This is a genomic window from Delftia sp. DS1230 (genome assembly GCF_040112715.1).
GTDB classification, from domain to species: Bacteria; Pseudomonadota; Gammaproteobacteria; order Burkholderiales; family Burkholderiaceae_C; genus Comamonas; species Comamonas tsuruhatensis.
Window position 1 is genome coordinate 986,898 of record NZ_CP157763.1, and the last position, 14,166, is coordinate 1,001,063.

A 14,166-nucleotide genomic window follows, 5' to 3' on the forward strand; every position below is an offset into this window, starting at 1 on the left:
CGAGGAGAGAACGATGAAAATTGACCTGAACAGTGATCTTGGCGAGAGCCTGGGTGGATGGCGCATGGGCGACGATGCCGCCATGCTCGACATCGTCAGCAGCGCCAACGTGGCCTGCGGATTCCATGCCGGCGACCCGGCAGGCATCCTGGAGACGCTCAAGGCCGCCCGCGCGCGCGGCGCCATCGTCGGCGCCCATGTGTCCTATCCCGACCTGGTCGGCTTCGGCCGGCGCAACATGGACGTGGCCAGCGCCGACCTGGTGGCCGGCGTCATCTACCAGATCGGCGCGCTGCAGGGCCTGGCCCGCGTGGCTGGCACCGAGGTGCGCTACGTCAAGCCGCACGGCGCGCTCTACAACACCATCGCCCACGACAGGCGCCAGGCCACCGACGTGATCACGGCCATGCGCGCCATCGACCCCAGCCTGGTGCTGGTGGCGCTGGCCGGCTCGCCCCTGATCGACTGGGCGCGCGACGCAGGCCTGACCGTGGTGGCCGAGGCCTTTGCCGACCGCGGCTACACGCCCGAGGGCACCCTGGTCTCGCGCCGCGATCCGGGCGCCGTGCTGCACGACGTGGACCAGATCGCCGCGCGCATGCTTATGCTGGTGCGCGAAGGGGTGGTCGAGGCCGTGGACGGCAGCCCCGTGCGCATTGCCGCCGACTCCATCTGCGTGCATGGCGACAGCCCGGGAGCCGTGGCCATCGCACGCCATCTGCGCGAGCGTTTCGAGCAGGAGGGCGTGCGCATTTCCTCCTTCGCGGGTTGAGGAGTGGCCATGCGCTTTCTACCTGTCAACCGCCAGGCCCTGCTGGTGGAGCTGGCCGACCTGGATGAAACCCTGGCCCTGCTGGGCTCGCTGCAGCGCGAGCCCATAGCCGGCGTGCAGGAGCTGGTGCCGGCCGCGCGCACCGTGCTTGTGCAGTTCACCCCCGCCCAGGTGGGCGTGGCCGAGCTGGTGAACCGCATCGCCGCGCGTGACCTGAGCCAGCGCGCCGAGCGCAGCGATGTGCTGGTCGAAATCCCCGTGCACTACGACGGCGAGGACCTGGCCGATGTGGCGCAGCTGCTGGGCATCACGCCCGAGGAAGTCGTGCGCCGCCACACGGGCAGTGAATACGCCGTGGCCTTCACGGGCTTTGCGCCCGGCTTCGCCTACCTCAGCGGGGGCGATCCGATCTTCAACGTGCCGCGCCGCACGACGCCGCGCACGCGCGTGCCGGCCGGCTCGGTGGCGCTGGGCGGCACCTTCAGCGCCGTCTATCCCCAGGCCAGCCCGGGCGGCTGGCAACTGATAGGCCGCACCTCGGCGCGCATGTGGGACCTTGCGCGCGAGCTGCCCGCGCTGCTGCAGCCCGGCTACCGCGTGCGCTTTGTCGATGCCGCAGGCATGGAGCAGGCGGATGCCGAACCTGCGCCCGCTGTCGTGCAGGCCGAACTGCCAGAGGGCAACGCGCTGCGCGTCAAGGCCACCGGGCTGATGACGCTGTTCCAGGACCGGGGCCGCCTGGGCCAGGCCGGGCAGGGCGTCTCGGCCTCGGGCGCCATGGACCAGGCAGCCTTCAAGGCCGCCAACCGCCTGGTCGGCAATGCCAGCGACCTGGCCGTGCTGGAGACCGTGGGCGGTGGCCTGTCGCTGCAAAGCCGGGGCGAGAACGTGGTGGCCGTCACGGGCGCCGATGCGCCCCTGACCGTGACCACCGGGTCCGGCCAGCGCTGGAGCGTGCCGCGCTACCAGGCCGTGGCCCTGGCCGATGGCGACCAGTTGACCATTGCCCAGCCCGTGGCCGGCGCGCGCTGCTATGTGGCCGTGCGCGGCGGTTTTGCCGTCACGCCCGTGCTGGGCAGCGCCTGCACCGACACCCTGGCGAATGTCGGCCCAGCCGCCCTGGCCGTGGGCCAGATCCTGCCCGTGCGGGCTGCGGACCGCACGGCCGTGTCCGCGCCCGAGCTGCCGCCCGAGTCCCTGCCCACCGCCGGGCAGGACGTGGTGCTGGACGTGGAACTGGGCCCGCGCACCGACTGGTTCACGCCAGAGGCCGTGGCCCTGCTGGCCGCGCAGCGCTGGCAGGTCACGCCGCAATCCAACCGCGTGGGCCTGCGCGTGGCGGGCGAGCAGCCCCTGGCGCGCGCCGTGGCCGGCGAGCTGCCCAGCGAAGGCACGCCGCTGGGCGCCATCCAGGTGCCTCCCAGCGGCCAGCCCGTGCTGTTCCTGGCCGACCATCCGCTGACGGGCGGCTATCCCGTCATCGGCTGCGTGGCGCCGCACCACCTCGATCTGGCCGGCCAGATTCCCGTGGGCGCCTGGATCCGCTTCAACCCCATTCGCGCCTTCGAGGAATATTCCCCCGGCGCGCAAGGCGCCCAGCGCCTGCAGAACAATTGAAGGTATTGCGATGAAAAAAGTCCTGATTGCCAACCGTGGCGAGATCGCCGTCCGCATCGCCCGCGCCTGCGCCGACTACGGCGTGAAGTCCGTGGCCGTCTACGCCGATGCCGACATCGACGCCCTGCACGTGCGCATGGCCGACGAGGCCTATGGCCTGGACGGCGAGCGCCCGGCCGACACCTACCTGAACATCGCCAAGCTCATCGCCATCGCGCACAAGAGCGGCGCCGACGCCGTGCACCCCGGCTACGGCTTCCTGTCCGAAAGCGAAGCCTTTGCGCGCGCCGTGCTGGATGCGGGCCTGCGCTGGATCGGCCCCACGCCCGAGACCATCGCCAAGCTCGGCGACAAGGTCGAGGCGCGCAAGATCGCCCTGCAGGTCGGCGCTCCCCTGGTGGCCGGCACGCCCGACCCCGTCAAGGATGCCGGCGAAGTGCTGGCCTTTGCCCAGCAGCACGGCCTGCCCATCATCATCAAGGCCGCCTTCGGCGGCGGCGGGCGCGGCATGAAGATCGCGTGGCGCATGGACGAGGTGGAGGAACTCTTTCACTCGGCCGTGCGCGAGGCCGTCACCGCCTTCGGCCGCGGCGAATGCTTCGTCGAGCAATTCCTGGACCGCCCACGCCATATCGAGGCCCAGGTGCTGGCCGACACCCACGGCAACGTGGTCGTGCTGGGCACGCGCGACTGCTCGCTGCAGCGGCGCAACCAGAAGCTGGTGGAAGAGGCCCCGGCGCCCTTCCTCAGCGACGATCAGCGCGCCCGCATCCACAGCTCCGCACGCGACATCTGCGCGGCGGCCGGCTACGTCAGCGCGGGCACGGTGGAATTCCTGCTGAGCCAGAGCGGCGCCATCTCCTTCCTCGAAGTCAACACGCGCCTGCAGGTCGAGCACCCCGTGACCGAGCAGACCACGGGCGTGGACCTGGTGATCGAGCAGCTGCGCGTGGCCGACGGCCTGCCCCTGTCCATCACCGAAACCCCGGCGCCGCTGGGCCACTCCATCGAATTTCGCATCAACGCCGAAGACGTGGGCCGGGGCTTCCTGCCCACGCCAGGCCCCGTGGTGCGGTTCGACCCGCCCTCGGGCCCCGGCGTGCGCCTGGACACGGGCGTGCAGACCGGCTCGGTCGTGCCCGGCAGCTTCGACTCGCTGATGGCCAAGCTCATCGTCAGCGGCGCCACCCGTGAACAGGCCCTGGCCCGCGCACGCCGCGCCCTGGCCGAGTTCCGCATCGAAGGCCTGTCCTCCGTCCTGCCCTTCCACCGCGCCGTCATCGGCCATGCCGACTTCGTGGGCAACGACGGCTTCAAGGTCCACACGCGCTGGATCGAATCCGACTTCGCCGAACCCCTGGCCGCCGCCGTGCGCGCCGAGCCGCTGCCCGACGCCAGCCTGGTGCGCTGCGCGGTCGAGATCGACGGGCGCCGGGTGTCGCTGGGCCTGCCTGCGGTGCTGCTGCAGGGGCTGGCATCGGCTGGCGGCGGTGTGGCTGCCGCGCCCGCTGCCGAATCTGCCGTGGACCCCGCTGCCGTCACCTCACCCATTGCAGGGAATCTGCATGCGTGGAAGGTGGCCGATGGCGATACCGTCCAGGAGGGCGATGTGATTGCCGTCATGGAGGCCATGAAGATGGAGATGCAGGTGACTGCGCATCGCAGTGGGGTGGTGGCGTTGGTGGCTGAGGCGGGGAAGGCGCAGGTGTTGGGGGCTGTGATTGCTCGGATTGGCTGATTTCTGGTTGACCTGTTTTTGATTCTGTTGTGCCTTTTGCGGCAGAGGCCGGGTCTCGCCCCGGCAGGCGACCCACTTTCTTATCGCGCGACCGGAGTGCCGGCCATAAGAAAGTGGGCAAAGAAGCGCGCCCCGAACTGCCCACGACCCTTCGCTTCGCTGCGGGCGACCTGCGTTGGGCAGAAGGGGGGGGAGGCTGGGGTAGCCAACAGCCAACAGCCAACAGCCAACAGCCAACAGCCAGCAGCCAGCAGCCAACAGCCAACAGCAAAATGCCAAAGGCCAGAAATGCAAACAGCCGACGCGCCACCGCTGCGCTCGGCTGTTTTCTCATAGAGGCCGAGCGAAGCGACGGCCCGGGCAAACTCCCCGTATGTCAGCGCCTGCGGCGTGGTGGTTGCGGGGGTGCAGTCCTGCCGAAGGACAGGACTGCTTCGTCAACTGACTCGCTGCGGTTGTTTGAGCGGAGTTCACGCAGTGAACGCAGCGAGTTCCGCAGCGAACCCCGCAACCGCCACGACGCAGGTTGCCCCGCAGCGAAGCGAAGGGGTCGCAGACATCCGGGTCGCCTTTTCTTGGCCTACGTTCTTTCGGCCGGCGTACCGGTGGCGAAGCAAAAGAAGGTAGGTCGGCCGCCGGGCCGAGACCCGGCCTCGAAAAACAACCCCCCGGCAGGGAACAAAACAGATCCCTGAACCCATCAGGAAGACTCAGCGCCCACCCTGAAAACTACGCGTACTGTACAGATCCGTCGCCAGCCGCGACAGCAGCGGCAGACCAGACACCGCATCCACCGGCTGCCTCTCGATGTAGTTGAAGAACACATCGGAATCGAGCACGCCAATGTCCAGACGGCGCGCATCAGGCACGGCCGCCAGCGTCTTGTAGCCATCGCCACCCGTGGCATTGAAGCTCAGCACGAACAGCTTGTAGGTGCGCGCCGTATCCAGCGGCTTCCACGACTTGCTCGCGTTGTCATACACCTCGATGCCCGACACGCGCTGGCCGGCCGCCGCTGCCGCGTTCACGTCAAAGCGCAGGCCGCCCGTGTAGGGGTAGGGGCCGGTCGTGCCGCTGGGGCCGTAGACGGCCTGCAGGCCGTCCTCGAGCATGCCCTTGACTTCCGTGCCGGTGATGTCGAGGCGGAACAGCTTGTTGCCGAAGGGCAGGACCTGGATGACCTGGGCGGCCGTGACCTGGCCCAGCAGCGGGATGCGCACGCCGCCGCCGCTTTGCAGGGTGATGTCGGCGCCGCCGTAGTGGCGGTTGGCTTCTTCCAGGTAGGCCTGGGCCACGAGCTGCTGGATGTCGCCGCCGCGCACGCTCACGCTGCCTTCGGCATTGCATGCGGCGCTGGACTGGCTGTAGTTCATGGTGCCGACGCCGCCGGGCACGCGGCGCGAGCACAGTTCCTGGGGCACGGTGGCGACCTGCTTGAGGTTGAACTGGGCAACCTTGTCCTTGAAGGGCTGCAGCGCGGCGGTGGCCTTGGCCGAGGGCGTGGTCACGCGCAGCACGCCGGTGGCGGCGGCGCTGGTCTTGAGGGCCGTCTTTTGCGCATCGGTGGCGGCCTTGCCGGCGATGGTGAAGCTGTCGCCGATCAGCACATGGGGCGTGCCCGTGCACTGGGTGACGCGGCCGTCGGCGTCGAACTGGACCTTGAGGTCGCCGACGACCTGGGCATACTCCCAGGCCTGGACCACGCAGACGGGGCTGCCGTCCCTGTCGGCCAGGCGCGTGGGGTAGGCGCCGCCCGGTGTGCCCACGCCGGTGGTGTTGAGCACGTCGGGGCCGAGCAGGGTGTGCGAGTCGCCGCCCACGACCACGTCCACGCCGCTGAGCTTGGGCACGATCTGGCGGTCGTACTCATAGCCCACGTGGCTCATGACGATGATCTTGTTGATGCCCTTGGCGCGCAGCGCGTCGATTTCGCGCTGGGCCGCCGTGGCCTCGTCCTCGAAGGTGGTGTCGGTATCGGGGCTGGACGATGCCTTGGTTTTGCCCGCAATGGTCAGGCCGACGATGCCGATCTTCTGGCCGCCGCGCTCCACCACGGTGGAGGGGTTCACATAGCCGGGCGCCTTGGCCGCGTTCAGGGCCGAGTTGGCGCCAAAGCGCACGTTGGCGCTGAGCACGGGCGTCTTGCAGGTGCCGGCGCGCAGGCGGTCCAGGAAGGACTTGAGGCCGCTGTCGCCCTTGTCGAACTCGTGGTTGCCCAGCGTGAAGGCGTCAAAGCAGACGGTGTTCATGAGTGCGGCATCGGCCTCGCCGTCGGCGCCTGCGCGATTGAAGTACAGCGTGCCGGTGAGCGCGTCGCCGGCGTGCAGCTTGAGCACGTTGGGCGACTGCGTGGCCAGCTCCTCGATGGCCTGGGTCACGCGCGCAAAGCCTGCGGCGTCCACGGACACGGCTTCGGCCTTGCCCGTGCCGGCGTCCAGCTGCAGGGTCTTGCTCTTGGACTCCAGCGTGGAGTGGTGATCGTTGATGTGCAGAATGCGCAGCTCCAGCGGCTGGCCTGCGGGCGTGTCGTTGCCGGAGCCGCCGCAACCGGCGATCAGGGCGGAGGCAGCCAGGGCCACGGCCAGCGGGCGCAGGGCGGGGCGATGGGAGGTCAAGGACATGAACGGGTTCTCTCTGTATCGGTTTGTCACGGCCGCCGATGCTGGGCAAGGCAGATGACATGGCGATGAAAGCGCCCTGCAGGGGGCTTGACCTTGACATGGTGGCAATCTCTAAAGTGCCTCCAATGCGAGAACAAAGGAGTCAGGCAATGAATGCATCGACCAAGGCCGGCATGGCCATAGACCTGCCCGTTCAGGGCATGACCTGCGCCTCCTGCGTGGGGCGTGTGGAGCGCGCGCTCAAGAAGCTGCCGGGCGTGCAGGAAGCCGTGGTCAACCTGGCCACCGAAAAGGCCAGCATCCGCTTCGAGGGCGGGGCCGACCTGCCCGCCGCCATTGCAGCCATCGAGAAGGCCGGCTACGAAGTGCCCCAGTCCAGCGTGGAACTGGAAGTGGAGGGAATGACCTGCGCCTCCTGCGTGGGCCGCGTGGAGCGGGCGCTGAAAAAGGTGGAAGGCGTGCAATCGGCCAGCGTGAACCTGGCCACCGAGCGTGCAGTGGTGACGCTGGCTGGCAGTGCAGATGTGGCGGCCCTTGTGGCAGCTGTGCACAAGGCCGGGTACGAGGCGCGTCCGCTGGGCGCCAGCGCGAACCCGGCCAGTGAAGGCGGCGCTGCGCAGTCGCCGGCCGAAGACGGCACGGAGCAGCGCCAGGCGCGCGAGCGGGCCTCGCTCAAGCGCTCGCTGATCGTGGCCACGGTGTTCGCGCTGCCGGTGTTCGTGCTGGAGATGGGCGGCCACATGGTGCCGGCCTTCCACCACTGGGTGGGGCAGGCCATCGGCACCCAGAACAGCTGGTATCTGCAGTGTCTGCTGTCGGCCATCGTGCTGTTCGGGCCGGGCCTGCGTTTTTTCCAGAAGGGCATTCCCGCGCTGCTGCGCGGCGCGCCCGACATGAATTCGCTGGTGGCCGTGGGCACCTCGGCGGCCTTTGCCTATTCGCTGGTGGCCACTTTCGTGCCGCAGTGGCTGCCGGCCGGCACGGTGAATGTGTATTACGAGGCGGCGGCCGTGATCGTGGCGCTGATCCTGCTGGGCCGCTTCATGGAGGCGCGCGCCAAGGGCAATACCTCGGAGGCCATCCGCCGCCTGGTGCGACTGCAGGCCAAGACGGCGCGCGTGCGCAAGGACGGCGCCGTGCAGGAGGTGGACATCGCCGCCGTGCGTGCGGGCGACACCATCGAGGTGCGGCCCGGCGAGCGCATTCCCGTCGATGGCGAGGTCATCGAGGGCAGCAGCTTCGTCGACGAATCCATGATCAGCGGCGAGCCCGTGCCGGTCGAGAAAACCCCGGGTGCCGAACTGGTCGGCGGCACGGTGAACCAGAACGGCGCGCTGGCCTTTCGCGCCACCAAGGTGGGCGCGGACACGCTGCTGGCGCAGATCATCCGCATGGTCGAGCAGGCCCAGGGCTCCAAGCTGCCCATACAGGCGCTGGTGGACCAGGTCACCATGTGGTTCGTGCCGGCCGTGATGGCCGTGGCCCTGCTGACCTTCGGCGCCTGGCTGGCCTGGGGGCCGTCGCCCGCACTGAGCTTTGCGCTGGTCAATGCCGTGGCCGTGCTCATCATCGCCTGCCCCTGCGCCATGGGCCTGGCCACGCCGACCTCCATCATGGTGGGCACGGGCCGGGCCGCGCAGATGGGCGTGCTGCTGCGCAAGGGCGAGGCGCTGCAGACCTTGAAAGACGCCCGCGTGGTGGCCGTGGACAAGACGGGCACGCTGACGCGCGGCCGCCCCGAGTTGACCGACCTGGTGCTGGCCCCGGGCTTCGAGGGCGAGCGCAGCCGCGTGCTGGCGCTGGTGGCGGCCGTGGAGGACCGCTCCGAGCACCCGATTGCGCGCGCCATCGTGGATGCTGCCAAGGCCGAGGATCTGCCGCTGGGTGCCGTGGATCGCTTTGAATCGGTGACAGGCTTTGGCGTGCGCGCCCAGGTGGACGGCGTGCGCGTGGAGATCGGCGCCGACCGCTTCATGCGCGAATTGGGCCTGCAGGTGGACACGCTGGCAGACGAGGCCGCGCGCCTGGGCGACGAAGGCAAGACGCCGCTGTATGCCGCCGTGGACGGCCGTCTGGCCGCCATGATCGCCGTGGCCGATCCCATCAAGGACAGCACGCCGGCCGCCATTGCCGCCCTGCACGCCTTGGGCCTGAAGGTGGCCATGATCACCGGCGACAACCGCCGCACGGCCGAGGCCATCGCCCGCCAGCTGGGCATCGACGAGGTGGTGGCCGAGGTGCTGCCCGGCGGCAAGGTCGATGCCGTCAAGCGCCTGAAGGCCGAACACGGCACGCTGGCCTATGTGGGCGACGGCATCAACGACGCGCCGGCCCTGGCCGAGGCCGATGTGGGCCTGGCCATCGGCACGGGCACGGACATCGCCATCGAGGCGGCCGACGTGGTGCTGATGTCGGGCGACCTGGGCGGCGTGCCCAATGCGATTGCGCTGTCCAAGGCCACCATGGCCAACATCCGCCAGAACCTGTTCTGGGCCTTTGCCTACAACGTGGCCCTGATCCCCGTGGCCGCTGGCCTGCTGTACCCCGTCAACGGCACGCTGCTGTCGCCCGTGTTCGCGGCCGGTGCCATGGCGCTGTCCAGCGTCTTCGTGCTCAGCAACGCGCTGCGCCTGCGGCGCTTCAATCCGCCGCTGGCGGCGGGGCGTTGAACGACGAAGGCAGTCAGCCGGGCAGCTTGGGGACGTCGATGAAGTCGTCCAGGCTCAGGCCCTTTTCTTTCAGCAGGGCCTCGAGCACGGGCTGCAGGCGGCCCAGGCTTTGCTGCACGGTCTCGCGCACCGTGTCCACCACGACCTGGGTGCTGCGGTCGATCTCCACATTGAGCAGGTCGCCCACGCCCTTGGACTCGAACACGGTCATGCGGCGCGTCTCGGGGATCAGCCAGACCTCGAACCAGCCGGCCTGGCGGTCCACCTCGGACACCGTGAGGCTGGCGCCGTTGATGGCGATGTAGCCCTTGGCGAACACGTAGTGGCGAAAGCCCTCGGGAATGCCGAAGCGGATGCGGTGGTTGGTGTCGCTGGAGGCTACTTCCAGCACGGGCGAGGTGAAGTCCACGTGGCCCGACAGCGGATGGCCGCCGATCTCGGCGCCATCCTTTGCCGCGCGTTCCACATTGACGCGCCCGCCCACGGCATAGCCGCCCAGCGTGGTGATGTTCAGGCTTTGCAGCATCACGTCGAACGTGGCGCGCGTGGGCGAGAGGATCTCCGTCACCGTCAGGCACACGCCGTCGGTGGAGACGCTGGCGCCGATGGCCAGGTCCTGGCAGAAGCCTTCGGGAAAGTCGAGGGTGAAGGTGCGCAGGCCGTTCTGGTCGCGCAGCGCGGCAATGCTTGCCACGGCCTGGATGATGCCGGTGAACACGATGTGGGATTCCTTGGAGCCGCCCGGGCGGCGGCGAAGCGGGTATTTTGCATCGCGGCGCTGCGCTGCGGGGGCGCAGGCCGGCGTGTCCCTGCGGGCATCAGGCCGGTGCCGCGGCCTCTTCCCACCAGCCGCTGAGGAGGGCGGGAGGGCGCTGCGCCGCATGCACCCAGGCACAGGACGGCCAGGCATCCTGCTGCACGTTCATGCCCGCATAGATGCCGTAGCCGGGGCCGGCCGCGATCTCGCCTTCGGCATGCAGGGTCTCGCCCGCGCGGATGCTGCAGGCCGCACGGATGTCGCCCAGCGCACGCATGCCCCAGTCCACCTCGATGTGGCTGCCGCCTTCCACGTCGGCGCCAGCGTACAGGCCATGGCCCAGCTCGATCAGGCCGCTGGCGCGGATGCTGCCGCCCGCGCGCAGGCCCTTGCCGCAGCGGATGGCGCCCTGCACCTCGATGTCCTGGCCGGCCTGTGCCCCTCCGCCCAGGCGCAGGTCGGCGCCGCAGCGCAGCTCCCAGCCGGCGCGCACGTCCTCGGCGCGCAGTTCCTCGTGCACGTCCACGCTCCAGGCGGCCTTGACCAGGCCGCCGGCCTGCAGCGGGCCGCTGCAGAAGATGGCGCCGCCGCTGTGCAGGTCCTGGCCGGCCTCGATGCGGCCCGCGTGGATGCCGGCGCCGGCCTGCAGCGTGCGGCCCACGGCCAGCAGGCCGGGCACGCGCAGCTCGCCATGCACGACGACGCTGCCCGCGAAGACCAGGGCATCGGCCTCCAGGTGATCGACCTCCAGCACGGCATCGGTGGGGCCGAACTGGTTCATGAGCCAGCGCGCATCCTCGACGCGGCCATCGCCCACCAGGGCGTCGAGCACGCGCTGGTAGTCGTTGCCGTCATGGCGGTTGCGCACAAACCAGCGAAAGCCCGCCGCGCAGGGGCTTTTGGCACGCAGAAAGTTTTGGGAGAGTTCCATGTCCATCATCGGCTCCGGGGTCAAGGCGGCTGCGCCATGCGGCGGCGCGGCCGAAAGGGCGTGCAGGCCAGGGAGGTGCGGGGCGTGGGCCGGCAGCTCCTGGCATGCGCTTCGCATGCGGGATTCGCTGCGGGGGCCGTGCGGGAAGCTGGGGGTGGACCTCAGGCTTTCCGCACGGCGGCGGAAAGCAGGGCCGTGAAGCCGCACAGGCTGATGAAGGCCGTGGGCACGCCGTGCACGCGCTGCGGCCGCTGCGCGCGCAAGGCGGTGCAGCGGGTCGGGGCGTGGCGGAAAAGGCGTGTAGGGGCCATGGACAGGGGCAGGAGCAGCCGCGATTATGCCGCGAGGCCATTTGCGCACGGGGGCATGGGGCCGTGTACAGGACGGGGCTTCGTTGCTTTGGGTAACATCACGGACCCTGCGGGCGCCCGGTGGAGGACCATCGGCGCCCGGTTGCCCTGCTGCGCGGCGATCGGCCCGGCAGGGTCCTCTCGCCAAGAGAAGCCCATGAATTCCAAGACTCCCCCCTCGTTCCTGAGCCGCATCGCCATCGCGATCGGCAGTTTCTTCGCCATCCTCGGCAACGGCCGCCTGGCCGCCGATGTGTCCCGGCTGCGCGACGGCGAGCCGCTGGCCGCTGACGTGCCGCCGCCCGCACCCAAGGAGGTGCGCGTGGAGGTGCCCGTGGACCGGATCGTCGAGGTCCGCGTCGAGGTGCCTGTCGAAAAGGTGGTCGAGAAAGTGGTTGAAAGGCGTGTCGAGGTGCCGGTCGAGAAGATCGTCGAAAAGACCGTCGTGGAGCCGGCCGCACCCGCTGGCACCGCCGCCCTGCAGCTGCTGGGCCTGCTGCAGCGCGAGGCGCGCTTCGTGGACTTCGTGCAGGAAGACGTGGCCGGCTACGCCGACGCCGAGATCGGCGCCGCCGCCCGAGTGGTGCACGAAGGCTGCCGCAAGGTGCTGCGTGAGCATTTCAGCATCGCCCCCGTGCGGACGGAGGCCGAAGGCAGCCGCGTCACGCTGGCCGCAGGCTTTGATGCCGCCGCCGTGCGCCTGACGGGCAACGTGGTCGGCCAGGCACCCTTCACGGGCACGCTGGGCCACCGTGGCTGGCGCGTGGACGATGTCCGCCTGCCCCAGCTCACCGATCACAAGGCTGCCGCCATCGTGGCCCAGGCCGAGGTGGAGCTGTGAGCATGGACCAGTCCCTTCAATCCTCCCAGGCGCGCTACAGCATCGGCATCGACCTGGGCACCACGCATTGCGCGCTCTCCTATGTGGACCGCCAGGCCAGCGATGGCGAGAAGGTGGAGCAGGGCGTGCTGGACATTCCCCAGCTCACCGGCCCCTCCAGCGTGGAGGCACGCCCGCTGCTGCCATCCTTCCTCTACCTGCCGCATGAAAGCGAGCTGACTGCGGCCGACATGGCCCTGCCCTGGGGCGCCAGCCAGGACTTCGTGGTGGGCGAGTTCGCGCGATCGCGCGGCGCGGCCACGCCGATACGGCTGGTCTCCAGCGCCAAGAGCTGGCTGTGCCATCCGGGCGTGGACCGCCGCTCGCCCCTGCTGCCGGCCGATGCGCCCGAAGAGGTGCACCGCGTCTCGCCGCTGACCGCCTCCATCCGCTACCTGTCGCACCTGCGCTGGGCCTGGGAACAGGCCCATCCCGAGGCGCCGTTCGATGCCCAGGATGTGACGGTGACCATTCCCGCATCGTTCGACCCGGCCGCGCGCGAGCTGACGGCCGAGGCCTGCCGCGCCGCGGGCTTCCAGAGGCTCACGCTGCTGGAGGAACCCCAGGCTGCGCTGTACAGCTGGATCCAGGCCAGCGGCGGCCAGTGGCGCAAGCAGGTACAAAGCGGCGAGATCATCCTCGTCGTGGACGTGGGCGGCGGCACCACCGACCTGTCGCTGATCGCCGTGCTGGAAAAGGACGGCGGCCTGGAGCTGCAGCGCGTGGCCGTGGGCGAGCACATCCTGCTGGGCGGCGACAACATGGACCTGGCCCTGGCCTACGGCGTGGCCCGCAAGCTGGCCCAGGAGGGCAAGCAGCTCGACGCCTGGCAGACCCGCGCCCTGGCCCATGGCTGCCGCCAGGCCAAGGAGCAACTGCTGGCCGACGCCTCGCTGCAGTCCGTGCCCGTGGTCGTGCCCAGCCGGGGCAGCAAGCTCATCGGCGGCAGCATCCGCACCGAGGTCACGCGTGACGAGGTGCTGCAGATGCTGGTGGAAGGCTTCTTCCCGCGCGCAGCCGTCTCCGACAAGCCCCAGACCCGCGCGCGCGCCGCGCTGACCCAGCTGGGCCTGCCGTATGCGCAGGACGCGGCCGTCACGCGCCACCTGGCGGCCTTCCTCTCGCGCCAGGCCGGCGCCACCGAGCAGATCGAAGGCCTCCAGGGCACGCAGCCCGAGGGCGCGTCCTTCCTGCATCCCTCGGCCATTCTGTTCAACGGCGGCGTGCTCAAGGCGCCGCAGATCGAGCAGCGCATCCTGGAAGTCGTCAACGGCTGGCTGGCCGGCGAAGGCGCGCAACCCGCGCGCCTGCTGGACGGCGCCAACCTCGACCTGGCCGTGGCGCGCGGCGCCGCCTACTTCGGCCATGTGGCGGCTGCGGGCCGTGGCGTGCGCATCCGTGGCGGCACGGCGCAGAGCTATTACGTGGGCGTGGAAAGCAACATGCCCGCCATCCCCGGCATGGAGCCGCCCATCTCGGCCCTGTGCCTGGCGCCCTTCGGCATGGAAGAGGGCACCGAGGTGGCGCTGGACACCCAGGAATTCGGCCTGGTTGTGGGCGAGCCCGTGCGCCTGCGCTTTTTCGGTTCCTCCGTGCGCCGCGCCGACCAGGTCGGCACCGTGCTGGACTTCTGGGGACCCGAGGAACTGGTCGAGCTGCAGGAAATCGAGGCCCACCTGCCCGCCGAAGGCCGTGCGCCCGGCGAGATCGTGCCCGTCACCCTGCATGCACGCGTGACCGACATCGGCACGCTGGAGCTCAACGCTGTGCCCGTGGGTGGCGAAGAACGCTGGAAGGTGGAGTTCGACGTGCGGGCCGATGTAGCGTAGCC

At 69.8% G+C, this 14,166-nt stretch carries 10 protein-coding genes; 6 read left to right on the forward strand and 4 right to left on the reverse strand.

Annotation, left to right across the window (positions count from 1 at the left end; all coding sequences use genetic code 11):
- Positions 1-13: 13 nt before the first annotated feature.
- The 3 genes from AAN986_RS04465 to AAN986_RS04475 are packed head-to-tail and all read left to right on the forward strand — an operon-like array spanning position 14 to position 4,127.
- Complete coding sequence (locus AAN986_RS04465) at positions 14-772, forward strand: 5-oxoprolinase subunit PxpA (RefSeq protein ID WP_016454390.1); 759 nt, start codon at positions 14-16, stop codon at positions 770-772.
- Positions 773-781: 9 nt separating this feature from the next.
- Entirely contained in the window at positions 782-2,389 is a 1,608-nt protein-coding gene (locus AAN986_RS04470) for an urea amidolyase family protein (RefSeq protein ID WP_047218898.1), read from the forward strand.
- A gap of 10 nt (positions 2,390-2,399) precedes the next feature.
- A complete protein-coding gene (locus AAN986_RS04475) occupies positions 2,400-4,127 on the forward strand; it encodes a biotin carboxylase N-terminal domain-containing protein (protein WP_043791818.1) in 1,728 nt (575 codons plus the stop codon).
- A gap of 710 nt (positions 4,128-4,837) precedes the next feature.
- Here the strand turns inward: AAN986_RS04475 and AAN986_RS04480 are convergent.
- Positions 4,838-6,748, reverse strand: coding sequence for a 5'-nucleotidase C-terminal domain-containing protein (locus AAN986_RS04480; RefSeq protein ID WP_047218888.1), 1,911 nt, complete (start codon positions 6,746-6,748; stop codon positions 4,838-4,840).
- Positions 6,749-6,897: 149 nt separating this feature from the next.
- Here AAN986_RS04480 and AAN986_RS04485 point away from each other — a divergent pair, with 149 nt between their 5' ends.
- Positions 6,898-9,417, forward strand: coding sequence for a heavy metal translocating P-type ATPase (locus tag AAN986_RS04485; protein WP_047218887.1), 2,520 nt, complete (start codon positions 6,898-6,900; stop codon positions 9,415-9,417).
- Between the two features lie 13 nt (positions 9,418-9,430).
- Here AAN986_RS04485 and AAN986_RS04490 read toward each other — a convergent pair whose 3' ends face one another.
- The 3 genes from AAN986_RS04490 to AAN986_RS04500 all read right to left on the reverse strand — a co-directional run bounded on the left by AAN986_RS04490 (position 9,431) and on the right by AAN986_RS04500 (position 11,416).
- On the reverse strand, positions 9,431-10,135 hold the full coding sequence (locus tag AAN986_RS04490) for a riboflavin synthase (RefSeq protein ID WP_012207520.1): 705 nt from the start codon (positions 10,133-10,135) through the stop codon (positions 9,431-9,433).
- Between the two features lie 100 nt (positions 10,136-10,235).
- Positions 10,236-11,111, reverse strand: a complete 876-nt coding sequence (locus tag AAN986_RS04495; RefSeq protein WP_043823815.1) for a hypothetical protein — start codon at positions 11,109-11,111, stop codon at positions 10,236-10,238.
- Between the two features lie 155 nt (positions 11,112-11,266).
- Entirely contained in the window at positions 11,267-11,416 is a 150-nt protein-coding gene (locus tag AAN986_RS04500; RefSeq protein ID WP_164474686.1) for a hypothetical protein, read from the reverse strand.
- Between the two features lie 196 nt (positions 11,417-11,612).
- Between AAN986_RS04500 and AAN986_RS04505 the strand changes: the two genes are divergently transcribed.
- Both AAN986_RS04505 and AAN986_RS04510 read left to right on the forward strand, forming a co-directional pair.
- Positions 11,613-12,296, forward strand: coding sequence for a DUF2760 domain-containing protein (locus AAN986_RS04505; protein ID WP_047218886.1), 684 nt, complete (start codon positions 11,613-11,615; stop codon positions 12,294-12,296).
- Between the two features lie 2 nt (positions 12,297-12,298).
- Entirely contained in the window at positions 12,299-14,164 is a 1,866-nt protein-coding gene (locus AAN986_RS04510; RefSeq protein ID WP_047218885.1) for an Hsp70 family protein, read from the forward strand.
- Positions 14,165-14,166 lie beyond the last annotated feature (2 nt).